Raw genomic sequence first — 17,109 nt, 5'->3', positions numbered from 1 at the left:
CGCCCGCCTGATCAACCCAGCGCCGGGGGCGAGGGCGGGTGTCAGGCGGGCGGGGCCCCGGGCGGGATGAAGGGCAGGTCGGCGGGCGGACCGGACTCGATCAGGCGCCAGAGGGCGGCCGTGTCGAGGTGCTCCTCGACGAGGTCCCCGAGCAGGTCCAGGGTTCGTTCCCGGGCGGCGGCGAAGGAGTTGTCGGGGGCGACCCGGAAGCCGGCCCGCCCGGCGAGCCGGGCCACCTCGGTGAGGAATCGGCGGCGGAACCCGTCGGACTCGAAGGCCCCGTGCCAGTGGGTGCCGTGCACCGCGCCGAGCAGCGCCCCCTCACCGCTGCCGTCGGCGTACCGGAGCAGCGGGGGCAGGGCCGGGTCGGTGGTGGAGACGTACCCGTGGTGGATCTCGTAGCCACGGACCTCGACGTCGCCGGCCGCGGCACCGGTGGACTGGCGGACGGTCTTGCCCGGGTCGAAGGTGATCTCGATGGGGAGCAGGCCCAGCCCGGGGACGCTGCCCTGGCGGCTCTCCACCGGGTCGTGGATGGCCCGGGCGAGCATCTGGAAGCCGCCGCAGATGCCGAGCAGCGGCTTGCCGGCGGCGGCGTGCGCCAGCACCGCGTCGGCCAGCCCGGTCTCACGCAGCCAGGCCAGGTCGGCCACGGTGGACTTGGAGCCGGGCAGCACGACCAGGTCGGCGGCGGCCAGCTCGGCGGGCTCGACGGTCAGCCGGACCCGGACGCCGGGCTCGGTGGCGAGCGCCTCGACGTCGGTGGCGTTGCTGATCCGGGGCAGCCGGACCACGGCGACGTCCAACCAGTCAGTGCCGTACGGGGCGCCGGGTCGACCGAGCACCCGGCCGTAGGCGAGGGAGTCCTCGGCGTCAAGCCAGAGGTCCAGCTCCCAGGGGAGCACTCCGTACGTCGGCCGGCCGGTGACCCGGTGCAGCATGTCCAGCCCGGGCTGGAGCAGCCCGCGATCGCCGCGGAACTTGTTGATCACGAAGCCGGCGATCAGCGCCTGGTCGGCCGGGTCGAGCAGGGCGACCGTGCCGAACATCGAGGCGAAGACGCCGCCCCGGTCGATGTCGCCGACCACAATCGTGGGCAGCCCGGCGTGCCGGGCGAGGCCCATGTTGACGTAGTCGCCACCCCGCAGGTTGATCTCCGCCGGGCTGCCGGCCCCCTCGCAGATCACCACGTCGTACGCCGCCCGCAGCTCGGCGAGCGCGGCGAAGGCGGTCCCGGCGAGCCGGGGACGCAGTTCGCGGTAGTTGCCGGCGGTGACCGTGTCGACGGCCTCGCCGAGCAGCACCACCTGGCTGGCGTGGTCGCTGCCCGGCTTGAGCAGCACCGGGTTGAAGCGCAGGTCCGGGGCGAGGCCACAGGCGGCCGCCTGCATCGCCTGGGCGCGGCCGATCTCGCCGCCGCGCCCGTCGGGGCCGACCACCACCGCCGAGTTGTTGGACATGTTCTGCGCCTTGAACGGCGCGACCTTCACGCCCTGCCGGTGCAGCCACCGGCAGATGCCGGCGGTGAGCACGCTCTTGCCGGCGTCCGAGGTGGTCCCGGCGACCAGCAGCCCGCCGCTCATCGCCCGCTCCCCCGCGCCGCCCCGGCCGAAGCCGCCGCCGCGCCCCTCGACCCGATGCCCGGGCGCGCAGGGCCCGCCACCCCCGCGCCGCTCGGTCCGGCGCCTGAACCCGCCGCGACGCGGGCGGCGACGGCTCCGCGCACTCCGCGCAGGGCCGACCGGCCGGCGGCACCGACCAGCCGCCCCACCGTGAGCGGGTACATCGCCGCGATCCCGAGCGCGGCGACGCCCACGGCGCCGGAGATCCGGGCGGCCCGCTTGAGGTGCCGCGCCTCGGGACGGGGGCCGTCGCCGAGGAACGGGCGCACCTCGGACCGGCCGAAGTAGACGTTGCGCCCGCCCAGCCGGACGCCGAGCGCGCCGGCCATGGCGGCCTCGCACTGGCCGGCGTTGGGGCTCGGATGGTCGTTGCGGTCGCGGCGCCAGACCTGCCAGGCGCGGCCACGGACGCCGTGGGCGGTCGGCGCGACGGCGATGGTGAGGAGCCCGGTCAGCCGGGCGGGCGCCAGGTTGAGCAGGTCATCGAGGCGGGCGGCCGGGGTGCCGAACCGGGCGTAGCGGGGCGAGCGGTGCCCGACCATGGCGTCGAGCGTGTTCGCCGCGCGGTAGCCGAGCAGGCCGGGCAGCCCGGCGACCGCGCCCCAGAGCAGCGGCGCGACGACCGCGTCGGAGGTGTTCTCGGCGACCGACTCGACGGTGGCCCGGGCCAGTTCCGACTCGTCCAGCGCGGAGGGGTCCCGACCGCAGAGGTGGCCGAGCCGGCCGCGGGCGGCGGGCAGGTCGCCCCGGCGCAGCGCCTGGCCCATCACCCGCGACTCGTGCCGCAGCGTGCGGCCGCCGAGGACGGTCCAGGTGCCGGCGGCCACCAGCGCCGCCCGGACCACCGGGTGCCGCCGCGTGGCCACCGTGGCGGCGACCCCGAGTAACACCGGAGCGCCCACGGCGAGAGTGGTGAAGGCCGCGCCGGCCGCCCGGTCCGGCCGGTAGATCCGCTGCTCCAGCGCCCCGGCCGCCCGGCCGAAGCCGGCCACGGGGTGCCAGCGGCGAGGGTCGCCGAGGAGCGAGTCCAAGGCGTAACCCACCACCAGTCCTGCCGCGCTCGCCGTCGCGGTCGCCTGCCGCACCCGTCACCACCTCCGGCCGGCCAGCCTAGTCGTACGGCGGGGTGACCACCGTCGCGTCGCCACCCCGCTCCCCCGTGCACGACTCCACCACTCAGGCGGGCACCGGCGTCCGCCCGCGCCCCCGCCGGCTCCGACCGGTCGGGGTGACGCCGGTGGCGGTGTCGTCCCCGACCGGGTCCAGCTCGTCGGGGGTCGCGTCACCGGGCTCGGCGGCCAGCTCGTCGCCGTCCTCGTCGTCGTCGCCGCCGGCGTCGTCGGCCCGGTCGTCGAAGGGGTCGCTCAGCGCGCCGAACTCACCGCCCGAGGGACCGTCCAGGTCCAGATCGGGCAGGTCGGGCCCGGTCTGCGGGGCACTGAACTCGGGCAGCTCGAACTCGTCGTCGAACGGCCGGTCGCCGAGCGCGGCCGGCACCTGCGCGGACGGCACCGGCTCGGTGGCCTCGCCGTGCACCCGGCGCTCCGCCTCGGCGTCCTCGACGGTGCTGGTGGTCACGCTGGGCCGGTTGCGCAGGAACCGGCCCCGACCGCGGGACAGGTCGTGGCCGACGGCGACGGCCTCCAGCTCGTAGAGGGTGCGGTGGTTGCCGGCGTCGTCGGTCCAGTCGCGGGTGTAGAGGCGACCGGCGACGACCACCGGGTCGCCGACCATCACCGAGGCGGCCACCCCCTCAGCCAGCTTGCGCCAGCAGTTGACCCGGACGCGCAGGCTGTTCCCGTCGACCCAGCGGCCGCTGTCCCGGTCGAGCCGGCGGGCGGTCGAGGCGACCTTGAAGTTGGCCACCAGGGTGTTGCTCTGGGTGGTGCGACGCCACTCGGGCGCGGTCAGCACGTTGCCGACGATGGTGACGTACGTATCGAACATCGTCCCTCCAGGGGAGATTCGGGGCTTGCCGTGGCGAGTCGACTCGACGCCGAGCCTCGGCCACCGGCCGCGCCACCGTCACCTCCACCGGCAAAGCCTGTGGACGACGCGGCCGGCTGTGGACAACCGCCTGATCAAGGTCCGGTCTGCTAGGGCCGACCGACCCTGGGGCGTTGACCTGGGCCGCAGCATGATCGGAATTACCCGGCGGGCCACGCCGGGGTCGGTTCCGGAACGACGCCGGCTGGGTATGGATTTGATCAACCGAGAGAAAGGCCAGCGAGATGATCCTCTGCTCACTCCGTACGACCGGTTCCGTCCGCGCCGAGGGTGAGGTTCGGCGATGAGCGCCGTGGCGAACCCCGCGACCGTGGCCGAGTGCCTGCGCGTCGGCGCCGGGTTCTCCCAGGGCGACCGGAACTGGATCGCCGAGCAGTTCGCCACGCTGGACGCCCGGCTGGCCGGTTTCCACGCCGACGCCACCGAGCTGGAGGTGTCGGTCAAGGACCGCGAGGCCCGGGGGCAGAAGGTCACCCTGGAGTGCTGGGTCGCGGGTCGGCAGAAGATCGTCACCACCTCCGCGGAGGAGGACCTGCACGCGGCGCTCAACGACGTCCGCGACGACCTGCGCCGGCGGCTCAACGACGCGAAGACCCGGCAGCAACCGCGCAGCAACAAGCACCTGCGCGACACCGGCCAGCCTGCGGGCGTACCCGCCCAGGCCGGCGACCGGGACGAACTGCCCGCCGCCGACCCGGACCGGGCCGACGCGGAGACCGCCTGACGGGAGCCCGCCCCGTCCGCCCGATGCGGACGGGGCGGGCGGGGGCTACCGCCGGGTAGCGTCGCGGCGTACCGTCGCGGTCGTGGAACCGGACGTGCTGGGACCGCCGTACGAGCGGCAGACGATCGACCTGGGCACCGACGACGAGGGACCGGTCGTCGCGACCCTGGTCCGCCGGCGGGCGGAGCGCCCGACCGGCCGGGCCGTGCTCTACGTGCACGGCTTCGTCGACTACTTCTTCCAGACCCACGTCGCCGACTTCTTCGCCGAGCGCGGCTGGGACTTCTACGCCCTCGACCTGCGCAAATACGGTCGCAGCCTGCTGCCGCACCAGACCCCGAACTTCTGCCACGACCTCAGCGACTACTTCCCGGAGCTGGACGCGGCCGCGAAGATCATCCGCGAGGGCGACGGGCACGACACCCTGCTCGCCATGGGCCACTCCACCGGCGGGCTGATCCTCTCGCTCTGGGCGCACGCCCGCCGCGAGGCCGGCCTGGTCGACGGCCTCTTCCTGAACAGCCCCTTCTTCGACATCAACGCGCCCTGGCTGGTCCGTCGACCCCTCGCGGCCGCCGTCTCCCGGCTGGGCCGCAGGGCGCCGCACCGCATCCTGCCGTTCGGGCTCGGCACCGTGTACGGCGAGAGCCTGCACGCCGACCACCGGGGTGAGTGGCGCTACGACCTGGCCTGGAAGCCGCTCGCCGGGTTCCCCGTGCGGGCCGGGTGGATCAACGCCATCCGTACCGCCCAGCGCCAGCTCCGCGCCGGGCTGGAGATCCCGGTGCCGGTGCTGCTGGCCTGCTCCACCCGGAGCTTCCGGGGCACCAAGTGGCACGAGTCGGCGACCCTCGCCGACGCCGTGCTCGACGTGGAGCACATGGTCCGCTGGGCGCCCCGGCTCGGCCGGCACGTCACGCTGGCCCGGTTCGACGGCGGGTTGCACGACCTGACGCTCTCCAGTCCCGCCGTACGGGAGCAGGTCTTCACCGAGGCCGGGCGGTGGGCGGAGGCCTTCCTCGCCGCCGGCCCCACCGAGCCGGCGCCGGACGGGCCACCGGCGGCCCGGCGGCCGGCCGACGACCGGGCCGGTGCGACCGCCGAGGGCTGACGGTCAGGCGCCCGGCGACACCGCGCCGAGCGCCGCCCGGATCCGGTCGAAGGTCGCGATCCGGTGGCCGCCGCCCTCGGCGGGCAGCACCAGACCCAGGCAGTGCACCGCGAGGTCGCCGCCCGCAATGACCTCCGCGCCGAACACCGGCGCGCCGACGTGGCCGTCGGGCAGCGCCGTGCCGAGCCGGATGTCGTCACCGTCGCGGACCACCCGCTCGATCACCGCCTCCAGCGGCCGGGACCCGTCGTCGGCGACACCGAGCGCGAGCACGAACGCCGACCCGGGGACCGTCCCGATCCCGGCGATGACGTCCGCGGGCGCGGCCAGCTCGTCGGTCACCGGCTGCGTCCGCCACTGCCAGCCCTCGTCCGCGGCGTGCTCGTGCAGGCCCCTGGCGAGCATGGCGGCGAACCCGACCTCCGGAAAGTGGGCCCACTGCGCGGCGAAGTCCGCCAGCAGGATCGCGTCCGCGGCCCCCGCGGGCTCGGTCACGCTGGGCCGCAGACCGAACTCCCCGTACGGTGCCCGGGTGATCGCGTCCGCGGTCAACAGGTACTCGCGTGCCAGCTGCCGGCCGTCGGCGGCCGTGACCAGCTCGGTGAAGAAGAACGCCGTCCCGAAGCCCCGGCCGGTGTCACCCGGCCGGTCGAGCTGGCCGACGGGCAGGATGGCGCGGCCGACGAGCTTGCAGAGCTCGGAGGCGATGTCATTCTCGGTTTCCGGGTCGAGCAGCACGACGCCGAGGGTACGGACCGTCGCCCCCGTCCGTCTGCCGACCCGCGTAACCCGGGTGCCGCCGACGGGCGTGCCGTGCGACGCTGGCCGGCGACGTGGCCGGGACGACCCGTTCCCCCGCGCAACCGGGCGGCGGCGGTACCCTCTTGGCGCGACACCCACGACGCGCGCCCGTAGCTCAGCGGATAGAGCAGGGGACTTCTAATCCCAAGGCCGCAGGTTCGAATCCTGCCGGGCGCACCCACGTCACCGCAGGTCAGCGGCTTCCCGCTCCCGGTGGAGACGATCACCACGGCCCCGTACAGCCATTCGTACAGCCAAGTCAGCCGAAGAGATGCTTCGCGGCCTGGTCCACGGCGGCCCGCTCGATCTCCGGCAGGACGTGGGCGTAGCGATGGGCGCGGAAGAGTGCGAGATTCTGCGCCGGCACGGGCACCGTCCGCCGGGACCGCTCCGTCTTCGGGGCGACGAGTTGCAACCGGCCCTCCGCGCGCTGGACGGTTTGCCGAACGGTCAGGGTGCCGGCGTCGAAGTCGATGTCCGCCCAGGCGAGCCCCGAGCAGTTCCCGCGTCGGAGTCCCACCGTCAGCGCGCAGACGTACAGCGCTTCCAGGCGGTGACCCCGCAGTGCATCGAGCAGCCGCTTGGCCTCTTCCACGTCCAGGGCGCGACGCTCGACCTGACGCATGGCCGGTGGACGCACCGACTTCGCGGCGTTGCGGTGCACCAGCTCCTCCCGCTCAGCGTCACCGAGCGAGTTGCGGATCAGACCGTGGATGTGCCGCACGGTCGTTGCCGAAAGACCGGCGTCCGTCTTCTCCGCGAGGAGGCGACGGATGACCGTCGGAGTGAGCTTGTCGAGCGCCAGCTTCCCGACCGCCGGACGGATGTGGTTCTCGATGAGCTTCCGGTAACCCGGCAAGGTGGAGGGACGCGTCCCGTCGCGCTCCTTCATCCGCGGTCGCCAAGGGCGTGAAGCGGCGCCGGCGCACGGCGCACGTGGCGAAGCGGATGCGGTAAACGCCGAGCGCCGCCCGTTGTGTGGGGGGAACGGGCGGCGCCGGGCACCGGGTCCGTACTGAACACGGACCCGAGGTTTGGACGGAAGGCCGGGGTCGTTGCCCTCGGCGGTTTACGCCTGGGGCGGCCGGGTGCAGAAGTCCTTCGGACCCCGACCTTCCGCGCGGTGAAGAGTATCGGCGCCCACTGACACTCGGGCGCCGGCTATGGCCAATTTAAGGCGCCGCTAAGCCGTCGATTAGCCAGTGATCACCTCGGCGGTCGGCGCGCAAGCGGTTAGCGTCAGCCCTGGTCGCGGACTGGTGCAGTGCACATATTCAGGTATGCAGTATTCCTCGGTGCTGCCGTGTGGTCATGGTCAGCGGGGCAGCGTGGTGGCGTCAGGGAGTGGGCCGGAAGGTTGAGCGCGCTCGGGCTGAAGGTGCTGCGCGGGGGCCCTGACGGATGTCAGGGCACCGCGTCTCAGAGGTGGTTATGGACGGGCCGATGGGTCAGCAGGTGCCTCGGTCGGCGTCGGTGATGAGCTGCGTGACGAGGTCGGGATGGCTCACCATCGCGACGTGGCCCGTCCCCCGACGTCAGCGTCGCCGCGGGTTGCCCGGTGCACGGCCGACCGGATTGTCGAGCGCCGACCCGACACCCTCCCCGTGCAACCTTTCGCCATCCGGCTCCGACAAGAAGACGACCAGAGCACACCGACCACACGGGTTGAAGAAGGGAGCAGGATGCGGCCCGACCTCGAACGGGAGTACGTCGAGTACGTGACGGCACGGTTGCCCCGCCTGCACCGCACGGCGTACCTACTCTGCGCCGACGCGTTCCAGGCGGACGACATCGTCCAGACGACGCTGACGGCGTTGTACGTGAACTGGAAGCGAGCGGCCACCGCGGACAATCTCGACGGGTACGTGCACCGGATCATGGTGCGGCGCTACCTCGACGAACAGCGGCGCGGCTGGTCGAAGGTACTGCTCGGCGACCGCGTCCCGGAGCTGTCCGCACCCGCCGACCAGGGTGTCGAGGAGCGGGACGCATTGGTGACGGCATTGCGGGCGTTGCCCAAGGGGCAGCGGGCCGTCGTGGTGCTGCGCTACTTCGGTGACCTGTCGATCGAGGCGACCGCGGAAGCCCTCGGCTGCTCGGCGGGCAACGTCAAGAGCCAGTGCTCGCGCGGTCTCGCCGCCCTACGCGAGGCGCTCGACGCACGGCATCCGGTCATGACCGCACAGGGAGCGAGGATCAAGGCATGAACGACGAGCAGGAGCTGCGCGACCGGTTGGCGGCGGTCGACGTGCCGCCGAGCCGCATCGAGCTGGACGTGGTGGTCCGCGCCGGACGCCGGCGCGCCTTTCGCCGCCGATCGGTACAGGCGACCGGGGGGGTGGCGCTGGCCACAGCCGTGCTGCTCGCGGTGCCGGCGATCCTGACCAGGGCGGAGGCGCGGCCGGCGGGGCCGGCCGGTGCCCGTCCGGCAAGCGCCTCGGCGAAGGCGGACACCGGCCTGGCCAGCGCCGCGGCGGAGGCGACCGCCTCGGCCGGCCCGGCCGGCCCGTGCCGGATGACGGAGCTGCCCGTACCGGCCGGGATGACGGACGTCACGGCCGTCGCGGTGGATCCGACCGGCAGGTACGTCGTCGGGCACAGCGTCGTCGGGCAGGATTTCCGGCCGGTCCTGTGGACCGACGGGCAGCCGCAGGCGTTGCCGATGCCCGGCAAGTCGGTCCAGCCGATCGCCGCCAACGCCAGCGGCGTCGTGGTCGGCCTCGTGGAGGAACCCCAGCAGGAGTACGTCTTCCGCTACGAGAACGGCGCGTACGCGAGGCTGCTCACCCCGCCGGGTGACTGGCACGTGTACCCGGTCCCGGCGATCAACGCGGCCGGTGACATCGTCATCAACGCGGAGCCGCGCGGCAACTCGGGCGGCAAGGACAGCATCGTGCTGCTCTGGAAGGCCGGCTCGACGACCGCCGTCAAGCTGCCGCTGCCCGCCGGCGCCAACGCCTTCGACATCACCGACGACGGCACGATCGTCGGCGCGATGTACAAGGACGGCATGGCCACCGCGGCGTACGCCTGGGACCAGCGGGGCAACGGCCGCAAGCTGCGGGTGCCGGCCGGCCAGACCGGCGCCGCGTACGCGGCCCGGGGCGAGTGGGCGACGGGCGGCCTGTGGCCGTCCATGTCCGCGGCGCGGTGGAACCTCCGCACGGGCGAGGTGACCAGTCCAGGTACGAGGAAGCCAGCAGCGACGAAGTCCGGATCGGAGGGGCCCGGCGATGCGGTCAACGCCTCCGGCTGGGTCGTCGCCCGTGGCGCGGTGCTGCTGCCCGGCGGCGCCACTGTCGAGCTCGCCACGCCCCGCGGGCAGACCAGCCGCGCGGCCGACGTGTCCGACACCGGCCTGGTCGTGGGTCAGGCGGTGACCGACGGTCGCGACGCGCAGAACCTCGGGCCGCGCGTCTGGCGTTGCTGATCCGACCGTGCGGAAGGGGCGGCCGGTGGCGGACATCCGTCACCGGCCGCACCACCGTCAGCCCTGTCGTTCCCGGCCACTCCCGGCGGGCGTTTCCCGCAGGAAGTCGAGCAGCAGCCGGGTCACCGCCTCGGGCCGTTCCAGGCTGGGCAGGTGGCCCGCCCAGTCGATTTCGACGTGCCGGGCGTCGGCCAGTTCCTTCGACAGCCGGACCGCGATCTGGCGGAAGTCCGGCAGGTCGTGATCGCCGGAGACCAGCAGGGTGGGGGCGGTGATGTCGGCGAGGTCGAAGTCGGGCCGGATCTGCGGGAACTCCTCGACGGCGGCCAGTTGCACCTCGAAGGCGTGCCGCTGCATCTCGCGTACCTGCTCGCGGGTCGCCTCGTCGGCATGCGGGCCCAGCCAGAGTTCCACGTTGAGCTCGGTCGCGCCCGCGACGTCCCCGGCTTCCAGCAGCGCGTCCTCGCGCTCGCCGAACGCCTGGAGTTCGGCGCTGGGCTCGTGCCCGGCCAGCGCGGTGCAGAGCAGCGCCAGGCACGTGACCCGGTGCGGCCGGCGGGCGGCGATCTCCAGTGCGAGCCGGCCACCACCGGACGACCCGACCAGCGCGAACTCCTCGGCGCCGAGCTGGTCCAGCAGGTCGATGACGTCCTGGGCGTTGTCGTACGGCCGGTCCGGGAGGGGCGAGTCGCCGTAGCCGCGCATGTCGCTGCGGACCACCCGGTAGCCGGCGTCGACCAGGGCCGGCAGCTGTGGGTCCCACATCCGCCGGTCGCAGGCCGTGGAATGCAGCAGGGCCACCGTAGGGCCGTGCCCGGCCACGTCATGTGCCAGTGTCATCGGCCCAACCTAGGGGTCCGGCTCCCGGCGCACACCCGGATTTCACCGCGTGTGCGCCGCGCCACCGTGATTCCTCCGGTCAGGGCTGCGGTGTCCACACCCAGGGCGTGGTGGTGCTGACCTCGTGCAGACCGAGCCGGCGCAGGATGGGACAGCTGTCCGCGGAGGCGTCGACCATCAGGTATTTCAGGCCCCGGTCGACGGCGATCCGGGCGCGCCGGGCGACCAGCGCCCGGTAGATGCCCCGCCGACGCCACCGGGCCAGGGTTGAGCCGCCCCAGAGCGCGCCGAACTCGGTGCCCGGGATGACCACCAGCCACGCGGCGGAGACGAGTTGCCCCTCGGCCTCGGCGACCAGCACGACGATGTTGTCGGGGGCCGTCTCGATCCGGTCGGCCAGATCGTCGGCCAGCCAGCTGAAGTCGGCTCCCCACACCTCGGTCTGCAGGGCGGCGATCCGGGCCAGGTCCGTCCGGTCGGTGGTGGGTCGGACGGTCACGCCGGCCGGCGCCTCGCCCGCCGTCACCAGGTCGGACGCCAGGCCCACGACCACGGTCTCCTCCGGTTCCGGCGCGAAACCGGCCAGCCGGAGCCGCTCGGTGAGGTCCGCCCGGTCGTGGCCGTACGTCTTCCACTCGACCGCCTGGCCGCGGGCGGCGAAGTCGGCCCGGACCCGCCCGATCAGGGCGTCCAGTTCGTCCACCGAGAGCCCGTCGAGGTCACGGGCGAAGGCGAGGCCCCGGGACGGGGTGGTGATCCGAAGGACCGGGCCGTCCCAGGACGGGGTCCAGGTCTTCGGCAGCCGGTCGGCGATGGTACCGCGCACCTGGTCGTCGTGGCGGAGCAGGAGCAGGTCACGAGTGGTCATGCAGCGGATTCTGGCACCCGGAGCGAGGGATTTTCCGGCCCCGGGCGCCGACCGCCGGTAGCGGGCGAAGGTTGGGGTGAGGCGGCGGCCGCGGGACCCGGCCGCCGCCTCGCCGCGCCGGTGAGGACGCGGATCGCGACGCCGTACGGATGACCGGGGGGTAGGTCATCCGTACGGCGTCGCGGTGCCGACACCGGACGGGCGGAGGGGGGGTGGGTGCCCGCCCGGAGTCGTAGTTAGTTGGCCGGCGGGGCGGTCGGCTTGTGGTCGCCGGGCGCCTCGGTGCGCTGGCCTGCGGAGGTCGGGCGGGGCTGCGGCTTGCCGGTGGGGTGGCTCGGGGTGGCGGTGGGTCGGGCCGCCCGGCTGGGCTTGCCCTTCTCGTTCGCCAGCAGCGTGTCGCAGTACGCGGCCACCTTCTCCTGGTCACCGGCGGTGGTGATCAGCACGCGGAACGCCGGGTTCTCCAGCGCCTTGCCCGGGTTGTCACCGACGCCGGCCCGGTAGGCGTGGCAGAGGCCGACCAGGTTCGGCGACGGGGAGCCCTTTGCCTCGGCCGGCGAGCCCTTGCCGCGGTCGGCGGCGTCGGAGGGCTTGCCGGTGGCGTGGGCCGACGGCTTCGCGGCCGGATTCAGCGGGTCGGGCAGCGTACCGGTCGCGGCGGCGAGCGCCACGCCACCGGTGGCGGCGACGGCGAGCGCCGTGGCGCCGGCCTTCAGGGTGAGGAGTTTCGCGAGGGCGGTGTCAAGCATCGAGCAGCTCCGTCTGGGGGATGGAAGTGCGGACGTGCCGCCCGGCGTGCCTCCGGCGCAGCGGTGTTCCCGGCCGGGACGCCGGGAGGTGGTGCTGACGCGCGAAGCGACCCCTGGCCGGGTGGGGATTACCGGCTGTCACCGAGGCCCGACGGTGACGCCGCTGGGTGATCAGTCGACGACGCCGCAGGTCCGCTGGTCGGAGGGTCTGTTCATGCATCTCGTGCCTCTCAGCGCCGGCCGCCGGCAAGATGTCACACCGCTACCGTCCGCTGTCAGACATCGACCGCCAGCGACGGAAAGCGCACGGTGGCCGGCATCGGGGCCAACCCGAACGCGGTGAACACCGCCCGGTCCTGGAAGACCACGTTGCGGCTGATCCCCGCGCCCGTGACGGTGAGGACCTGCACGGTGTGCGGGACGTACGCGTCCCCGTCGCGCACGTACGCGGCCAGCGCGGGCTGGCCGTTGGCGGCGGTGGGCAGCATCCGCCAGTCGGTGCCGCGCATGGCGAAGGCCCGGGCGATGAACCGGCCGTAGCGCTCCCGACCGACGTACCAGTTGAGCACCGGCGGCATCTCCAGCACCGCGTCGGCGGTGAGCAGCCGGGTCAGCGCGTCGACGTCGGCCCGCTCGAAGGCGGCCACGTACCGGTCCACCAGCGCCCGCCGGTCCGGGTCGGCCGGCTCGGCGACCTGCTCCTCCCGGACGGCGACCGCGCCCAGCCGGGCGCGGGCCCGTTGCAGCCCGCTGTTCACCGCGGCCGGCGTGGTGGCGAGGGTCTCGGCGACCTCGGCGGCCGGCTGGCCGAGCACGTCGCGCAGGAGCAGGATGGCCCGCTGCCGGGGCGGCAGCAGTTGCAGGGCGGCGACCAGCGCCAGCCGCAGGCTCCCCCGGGCCGCGACCACGGCGGCCGGGTCGAGCAGCGCGTCGGGGACGGGCTGCAACCAGGGCACCTCTCCCACCACCATGCGGGCGTCCGGGTCGGGGTTCGGCGCGACGAGGTCCGACGGCAGCGGCCGCCGGGCCCGGCCGCGCAGCGCGGTGAGGCACGCGTTGGTCGCGATCCGGTGCAGCCAGGTCCGCAGCGAGGCCCGCTCCGGGTCGTACCGGTCGAAGGCCCGCCAGGCCCGCAGCAGCGTCTCCTGCACCAGGTCCTCGGCCTCGTGCACCGAGCCGAGCATCCGGTAGCAGTGCGCCAGCAACTCCCGCCGGTAGGGGCTGGTCCGCCGGTCGAAGTCCGCGCCGATGTCCGTCACTGGTCCGTCCCTCCGTGTGCCCTCCCCATACCTACCGGCCCGGCCCCCGGAATTCATCGCCGACGGACCGATGAGTTTCCGCCCGACGCCAAGTAGGTACCGGCGAGATCCAGACCACGGAAGGACGACCATGACGGACACCGGAACCATCCACGCCCGCGACGACCGGGCGGTACGCGAGGTGTTGCACGCCCTCGGCGCCGCCTGGGCGGCCAACGACGCCGACGCCTTCGCCGACCGCTACACCGACGACGCGACGGTGGTGCTGCCCGGCGGGGTGTTCCACCAGGGCCGGGAGGAGGTCCGCCGGTACATGGCGGCCGCCTTCGCCGGCCCGCTGAAGGGCTCCACCTCGGTCAACGAGCCCGAGCACGTCCGCCTCCTCGGCGACCGGGCCGCGGTGGTGGTCAGCCGCAGCGGCTTCCGGCTCCCCGGCGAGGAGACGCTTTCCGCCGACCGGCTCCGCCGCGCCACCTGGGTGCTGTCCCGGCACGACGCCGGGTGGCGGGTCGAGGCGTACCACAACTGCCCGGCCTGACCGGGCCTCCGGCCGCCCGCCCCCGGCGGGCGGCCGGAAACCGGATGACGGCCGCGCCGCCGCCATCCACCATCGACGGATGCCACATCATCGACCGGCCGAGCCGGACATCCGGCGGTACTACACCGAGGTCTACGCCGAGGCGGAGCGGCTGCACCGCGCCCCGCAGGGCGGCTGGAGTCGGCGCGTACCCGGGACCTGCTGTCCCGGCTGCTGCCCGCACCGCCGGCGACGGTGCTCGACGTCAGCGGCGGCCCGGGCGCGTACGCGGGCTGGCTCGCGGCGGCCGGCCACCGGGTGCACCTGGTCGACCTGGTGCCGGCGCACGTGGCCGCCGCCCGGGACGCCCACCCGGAGATCGTCGCCAGCGTGGGCGACGCCCGGGACCTGCCGCTGCCCGACGACTCGGTCGACGCGACCCTGCTGCTGGGTCCGCTCTACCACCTCACCGAGCGGGCGGACCGGGTGACCGCGCTGCGCGAGGCGGCCCGGCTCACCCGGCCCGGCGGGCCGGTGATCGCGGCGGTGATCAGCCGCAACGCCGCGCTGATGGACCTGACCCGGCAGGGTGTGGTGGACGAGCGCACCCGGCCGATCCTGCTCGCCACGTACGCCAGCGGGGTGAACGACCCGGAGACCGGCTTCACCACCGCCTACTTCCACCGCCCTGAGCAGGTGATGGACGAGTTCACCGCGGCCGGCCTGCCGACCCCCGACCTGTACGGGGTGGAGGGTCCGCTCTGGCCCCTGCTGGACGCGTTGGACGTCGGACCGGACGACCGGCTCTTCCGGGACGCGGTCGACTGCGCGGCGGCGTTCGAGCGGGACTCGGCGGTGATCGGGGCCAGCTCGCACCTGCTCGCGGTCGCCCCCGCCTGACCGGGGCCGACCGGCCGCCCGCCGCGGCCGGTCAGGCGGAGCGTCGGGTCAGGACGCGTCGCGCATCCGGAGCGGCAGGGCGCGGCTGTCGTCCTGGCCGTGGCCGGCCGCGTGGGCGGCCTCCCCCGCCTCGCGGGCCGCGTCCACCAGCGGCAGCCGGGGCTCGGCGGCCAGACAGAGCCGCAGGTCCTTGGTGAGCATGTCGACGGTGAAGCCGGCGGTCTCCGGCGGCCCGGACGCCAGGATCTGGCGTACCGGCGGGAAGGCCGCGCCGAGCGGGCCGGCGGCGATCAGCTCGTCCACCACGTCGGGCGGGAGGTCGAGGGTCGCGGCCAGCCGCAACGCGTCGCCGATCCCGGCGAGGGCGAGGCCGAGGGTGAGGTTGCGGACCAGCTTGGCCGCGCTGCCGGCGCCGACCGGCCCGACGTGCCGCACCTTCTCCGGGTCGCCCCAGAGCTCCAGCAATGGGCGGGCCGCGGCGACGTCCGTCTCCTCCCCGCCGACCAGCACGCCCAGAGTGCCCTCGGTGGCCGGCCCGACCGAGCCGTAGACCGGCGCGTCCACGTAGCGCAGCCGGTGCTCGCGCAGTCGCGTCGCCATCCGCCTAGAGGCGTCCGGGCCGATGGTGCTGCCGTCCACGACCAGGGTGTCCGGGTCGGCGCCGGAGGCCACCCCGTCCGGACCGAGCAGCACCTGCTCGACGGCGTCCGGGTCGGCGAGCATCAGCACCACCACGTCCCGGTCGCAGGCCGCGGCGGCCGGTGTGGGGGCCACCGTCGCGCCGTCGGCAGCCAGGGCGTCGGCCCGGCCGCCGGTACGGTTCCAGACGGTCAGGTCGTGTCCGGCGGTCAGCACGTGACGGGCCATCGGGGTGCCCATCCGGCCCAGTCCGAGGAAGGCGACCCGCAGTCGCCGTGATTCGTTGCCCATGCCGGCAGTCAACCGTACGATCGCCGGGCGCGCGCGCCCGGCGATCAGCGACGCGCCACGTACCGTGGGTGACCGGTTGCAGTCCGACATGCTATTCTCCGGCGTCGATCCACCCGTGCGGACCCGACCGGGTCGCTGCCGGAAGGACACCTCCCCCGATGCCGGTCGCTGCCGTCACGACCTCGCCGCCGTCCGCCTGGGACCGGCCGGCGGGCGGCGCGTTCACCCTCGTCTTCACCACGCTGCCGGCGCTGCTCCGGCTGACCTGTGGCCTGGTCGGCGCGGTGACCGCCCTCGCGGTCCGGACGCCGCCGGTGCGGGTGGGCCTGCTGGTGCCCCTGGTCGCGGCGCTCACCGCCTGGTCGGTCTGGTACGCCGCCCGGGCCCTGTGGCGCGGGGTGACCGGCCCGCTGGTGGCCGGTGACGTCGCGCTCACCACCGCGGCCTGCCTGCTCGTGCCGTGGCTGGTGGCGCCGGAGGTGCTGCCCGGCGAGGGGAGCTGGATCGCGATCCTGGCCAGCACCACCGTGATCAACGTCCAGGCCACCGCCCCGGCCCGCTGGTCCGTCCCGGCGGGGCTGCTGGTCACCGCCGGCTACGTTCTCGGCACGACGACCGCCGGCAACCCGGTCGAGGCCCGCGCGCACGCCGCCACGCTGCTGGTGCAGACCGGCTGCACGGCGATGGTGACCGCGGTGATGCGGCGGCGGATCGGTCGCGCCGACCGGGCCTTCGGCGACTACCAGCGGCTGGCCCGGGCGGCGGTGGTCGCGCGTACCGCGCGGGAGGCGGAGTGCCGGCAGAACCGGGACCTGCACGACACCGTCCTGGCGACGCTGACCATGGTCGGGCTCGGCGCGGTGGCCGGCCCGTCGGCCGCGCTGCGCGACCGGTGCGCGGCCGACCTGCGTACCCTCGCCGCCCTGGCCGACGCCCGGTCGGTGCCGACAGCCGGGCCGACCGCGCTGGACGACCGGCTGCGGGCGGTCCTCGCCCGACTGCCCGAGCTGCCGGTGCGCGCGACGCTGGCGCCGTGCGCGGTCCCGGCGGAGGTCGCCGAGGCGCTCGCCGAGAGCGCCGCCGCCGCGCTGTCCAACGTGGTCCGACACGCGCCGGGCGCGAAGGTCACGCTGGGCCTGGCCCGGGTCGGCGACGCCGTCGTGGTCGAGGTCGCCGACGACGGTCCCGGCTTCGACCCGGCCACGGTCCCGCCCCACCGGTACGGCCTGCGCGAGTCGATCCGCGGCCGGATGGCCGCGGTGGGCGGTCGGGCAGAGGTGGCCTCCGCCCCTGGCGCCGGCACCACGATCCGGCTGGGGTGGCCCGGTGACCACTGACCTCGACCCGGTGC

At 74.6% G+C, this 17,109-nt stretch carries 16 protein-coding genes, 1 tRNA gene and 1 pseudogene; 8 read left to right on the top strand and 10 right to left on the bottom strand.

What is annotated here, in order from left to right:
- Nucleotides 1-41 precede the first annotated feature (41 nt).
- From OG799_RS35255 to ssb, 3 genes and pseudogenes are all read right to left on the bottom strand, one after another.
- Entirely contained in the window at nt 42-1,583 is a 1,542-nt protein-coding gene (locus tag OG799_RS35255) for a cobyric acid synthase (RefSeq protein WP_406041641.1), read from the bottom strand.
- A 137-nt stretch (nt 1,584-1,720) separates the two neighbouring features.
- Nucleotides 1,721-2,707, bottom strand: a pseudogene (locus tag OG799_RS35250) (cobalamin biosynthesis protein); the annotation flags it as partial.
- 91 nt (nt 2,708-2,798) lie between these two features.
- Entirely contained in the window at nt 2,799-3,569 is a 771-nt protein-coding gene (gene ssb, locus OG799_RS35245) for a single-stranded DNA-binding protein (RefSeq protein WP_406041639.1), read from the bottom strand.
- Nucleotides 3,570-3,912: 343 nt separating this feature from the next.
- Between ssb and OG799_RS35240 the strand changes: the two genes are divergently transcribed.
- Both OG799_RS35240 and OG799_RS35235 read left to right on the top strand, forming a co-directional pair.
- Complete coding sequence (locus tag OG799_RS35240; protein WP_406041637.1) at nt 3,913-4,353, top strand: HPF/RaiA family ribosome-associated protein; 441 nt, start codon at nt 3,913-3,915, stop codon at nt 4,351-4,353.
- An 82-nt stretch (nt 4,354-4,435) separates the two neighbouring features.
- Nucleotides 4,436-5,464, top strand: coding sequence for an alpha/beta hydrolase (locus OG799_RS35235; RefSeq protein ID WP_406041635.1), 1,029 nt, complete (start codon nt 4,436-4,438; stop codon nt 5,462-5,464).
- Nucleotides 5,465-5,467: 3 nt separating this feature from the next.
- On the opposite strand, the gene OG799_RS35230 is transcribed toward OG799_RS35235, so the two are convergent.
- Nucleotides 5,468-6,202 carry a hypothetical protein gene (locus OG799_RS35230; protein ID WP_406041633.1) on the bottom strand — a complete coding sequence of 245 codons (735 nt, stop codon included), beginning with the start codon at nt 6,200-6,202 and terminating at the stop codon, nt 5,468-5,470.
- Nucleotides 6,203-6,369: 167 nt separating this feature from the next.
- Here OG799_RS35230 and OG799_RS35225 point away from each other — a divergent pair.
- Nucleotides 6,370-6,442 (top strand) — tRNA-Arg (locus OG799_RS35225).
- An 82-nt stretch (nt 6,443-6,524) separates the two neighbouring features.
- On the opposite strand, the gene xerC is transcribed toward OG799_RS35225, so the two are convergent.
- Nucleotides 6,525-7,157 (bottom strand): tyrosine recombinase XerC, encoded by a 633-nt coding sequence (xerC, locus tag OG799_RS35220; protein ID WP_406041631.1) that lies wholly within the window; start codon nt 7,155-7,157, stop codon nt 6,525-6,527.
- A 790-nt stretch (nt 7,158-7,947) separates the two neighbouring features.
- On the opposite strand from xerC, the gene OG799_RS35215 reads away from it, so the two are divergent.
- Nucleotides 7,948-8,472 (top strand): SigE family RNA polymerase sigma factor, encoded by a 525-nt coding sequence (locus OG799_RS35215; RefSeq protein WP_406041629.1) that lies wholly within the window; start codon nt 7,948-7,950, stop codon nt 8,470-8,472.
- The gene (locus tag OG799_RS35210) at nt 8,469-9,695 is read left to right on the top strand and encodes a hypothetical protein (RefSeq protein ID WP_406041627.1); all 1,227 of its coding nucleotides are present in this window, start codon (nt 8,469-8,471) and stop codon (nt 9,693-9,695) included. Before OG799_RS35215 ends, OG799_RS35210 begins: the two co-directional genes overlap by 4 nt.
- A gap of 57 nt (nt 9,696-9,752) precedes the next feature.
- On the opposite strand, the gene OG799_RS35205 is transcribed toward OG799_RS35210, so the two are convergent.
- The 4 genes from OG799_RS35205 to OG799_RS35190 all read right to left on the bottom strand — a co-directional run bounded on the left by OG799_RS35205 (nt 9,753) and on the right by OG799_RS35190 (nt 13,411).
- A complete protein-coding gene (locus OG799_RS35205; RefSeq protein WP_406041625.1) occupies nt 9,753-10,535 on the bottom strand; it encodes an alpha/beta fold hydrolase in 783 nt (260 codons plus the stop codon).
- 79 nt (nt 10,536-10,614) lie between these two features.
- Complete coding sequence (locus OG799_RS35200) at nt 10,615-11,403, bottom strand: GNAT family N-acetyltransferase (RefSeq protein WP_406041623.1); 789 nt, start codon at nt 11,401-11,403, stop codon at nt 10,615-10,617.
- A gap of 236 nt (nt 11,404-11,639) precedes the next feature.
- Nucleotides 11,640-12,152: a hypothetical protein gene (locus OG799_RS35195; protein ID WP_406041621.1), complete on the bottom strand. Its 513-nt coding sequence runs from the start codon at nt 12,150-12,152 to the stop codon at nt 11,640-11,642.
- A gap of 275 nt (nt 12,153-12,427) precedes the next feature.
- On the bottom strand, nt 12,428-13,411 hold the full coding sequence (locus tag OG799_RS35190; protein ID WP_406041619.1) for a sigma-70 family RNA polymerase sigma factor: 984 nt from the start codon (nt 13,409-13,411) through the stop codon (nt 12,428-12,430).
- Between the two features lie 130 nt (nt 13,412-13,541).
- On the opposite strand from OG799_RS35190, the gene OG799_RS35185 reads away from it, so the two are divergent.
- Nucleotides 13,542-13,949, top strand: a complete 408-nt coding sequence (locus tag OG799_RS35185) for an SgcJ/EcaC family oxidoreductase (protein ID WP_406041617.1) — start codon at nt 13,542-13,544, stop codon at nt 13,947-13,949.
- A gap of 234 nt (nt 13,950-14,183) precedes the next feature.
- A complete protein-coding gene (locus OG799_RS35180; RefSeq protein ID WP_406041615.1) occupies nt 14,184-14,828 on the top strand; it encodes a class I SAM-dependent methyltransferase in 645 nt (214 codons plus the stop codon).
- A 48-nt stretch (nt 14,829-14,876) separates the two neighbouring features.
- Here OG799_RS35180 and OG799_RS35175 read toward each other — a convergent pair whose 3' ends face one another.
- Nucleotides 14,877-15,758: an NAD(P)-dependent oxidoreductase gene (locus OG799_RS35175; protein WP_406041613.1), complete on the bottom strand. Its 882-nt coding sequence runs from the start codon at nt 15,756-15,758 to the stop codon at nt 14,877-14,879.
- 158 nt (nt 15,759-15,916) lie between these two features.
- Between OG799_RS35175 and OG799_RS35170 the strand changes: the two genes are divergently transcribed.
- A complete protein-coding gene (locus tag OG799_RS35170) occupies nt 15,917-17,095 on the top strand; it encodes a sensor histidine kinase (RefSeq protein ID WP_406041611.1) in 1,179 nt (392 codons plus the stop codon).
- Nucleotides 17,096-17,109 lie beyond the last annotated feature (14 nt).

This window comes from Micromonospora sp. NBC_00898 (genome assembly GCF_045207895.1).
Lineage (GTDB): Bacteria > Actinomycetota > Actinomycetes > Mycobacteriales > Micromonosporaceae > Micromonospora.
The sequence above is the reverse complement of the archived record's forward strand: the minus strand, read 5'-3'. Positions and strand labels throughout refer to the sequence as shown.

What these genes read in the sequence shown, in the direction of transcription:
- OG799_RS35255 (WP_406041641.1), bottom strand. Translation starts at nt 1,583, where the DNA reads ATGAGCGGCGGGCTGCTGGTCGCCGGGACCACCTCGGACGCCGGCAAG.
- ssb (WP_406041639.1), bottom strand. Translation starts at nt 3,569, where the DNA reads ATGTTCGATACGTACGTCACCATCGTCGGCAACGTGCTGACCGCGCCC.
- OG799_RS35240 (WP_406041637.1), top strand. Translation starts at nt 3,913, where the DNA reads ATGAGCGCCGTGGCGAACCCCGCGACCGTGGCCGAGTGCCTGCGCGTC.
- xerC (WP_406041631.1), bottom strand. Translation starts at nt 7,157, where the DNA reads ATGAAGGAGCGCGACGGGACGCGTCCCTCCACCTTGCCGGGTTACCGG.
- OG799_RS35215 (WP_406041629.1), top strand. Translation starts at nt 7,948, where the DNA reads ATGCGGCCCGACCTCGAACGGGAGTACGTCGAGTACGTGACGGCACGG.
- OG799_RS35210 (WP_406041627.1), top strand. Translation starts at nt 8,469, where the DNA reads ATGAACGACGAGCAGGAGCTGCGCGACCGGTTGGCGGCGGTCGACGTG.
- OG799_RS35205 (WP_406041625.1), bottom strand. Translation starts at nt 10,535, where the DNA reads ATGACACTGGCACATGACGTGGCCGGGCACGGCCCTACGGTGGCCCTG.
- OG799_RS35200 (WP_406041623.1), bottom strand. Translation starts at nt 11,403, where the DNA reads ATGACCACTCGTGACCTGCTCCTGCTCCGCCACGACGACCAGGTGCGC.
- OG799_RS35195 (WP_406041621.1), bottom strand. Translation starts at nt 12,152, where the DNA reads ATGCTTGACACCGCCCTCGCGAAACTCCTCACCCTGAAGGCCGGCGCC.
- OG799_RS35185 (WP_406041617.1), top strand. Translation starts at nt 13,542, where the DNA reads ATGACGGACACCGGAACCATCCACGCCCGCGACGACCGGGCGGTACGC.
- OG799_RS35175 (WP_406041613.1), bottom strand. Translation starts at nt 15,758, where the DNA reads ATGGGCAACGAATCACGGCGACTGCGGGTCGCCTTCCTCGGACTGGGC.
- OG799_RS35170 (WP_406041611.1), top strand. Translation starts at nt 15,917, where the DNA reads ATGCCGGTCGCTGCCGTCACGACCTCGCCGCCGTCCGCCTGGGACCGG.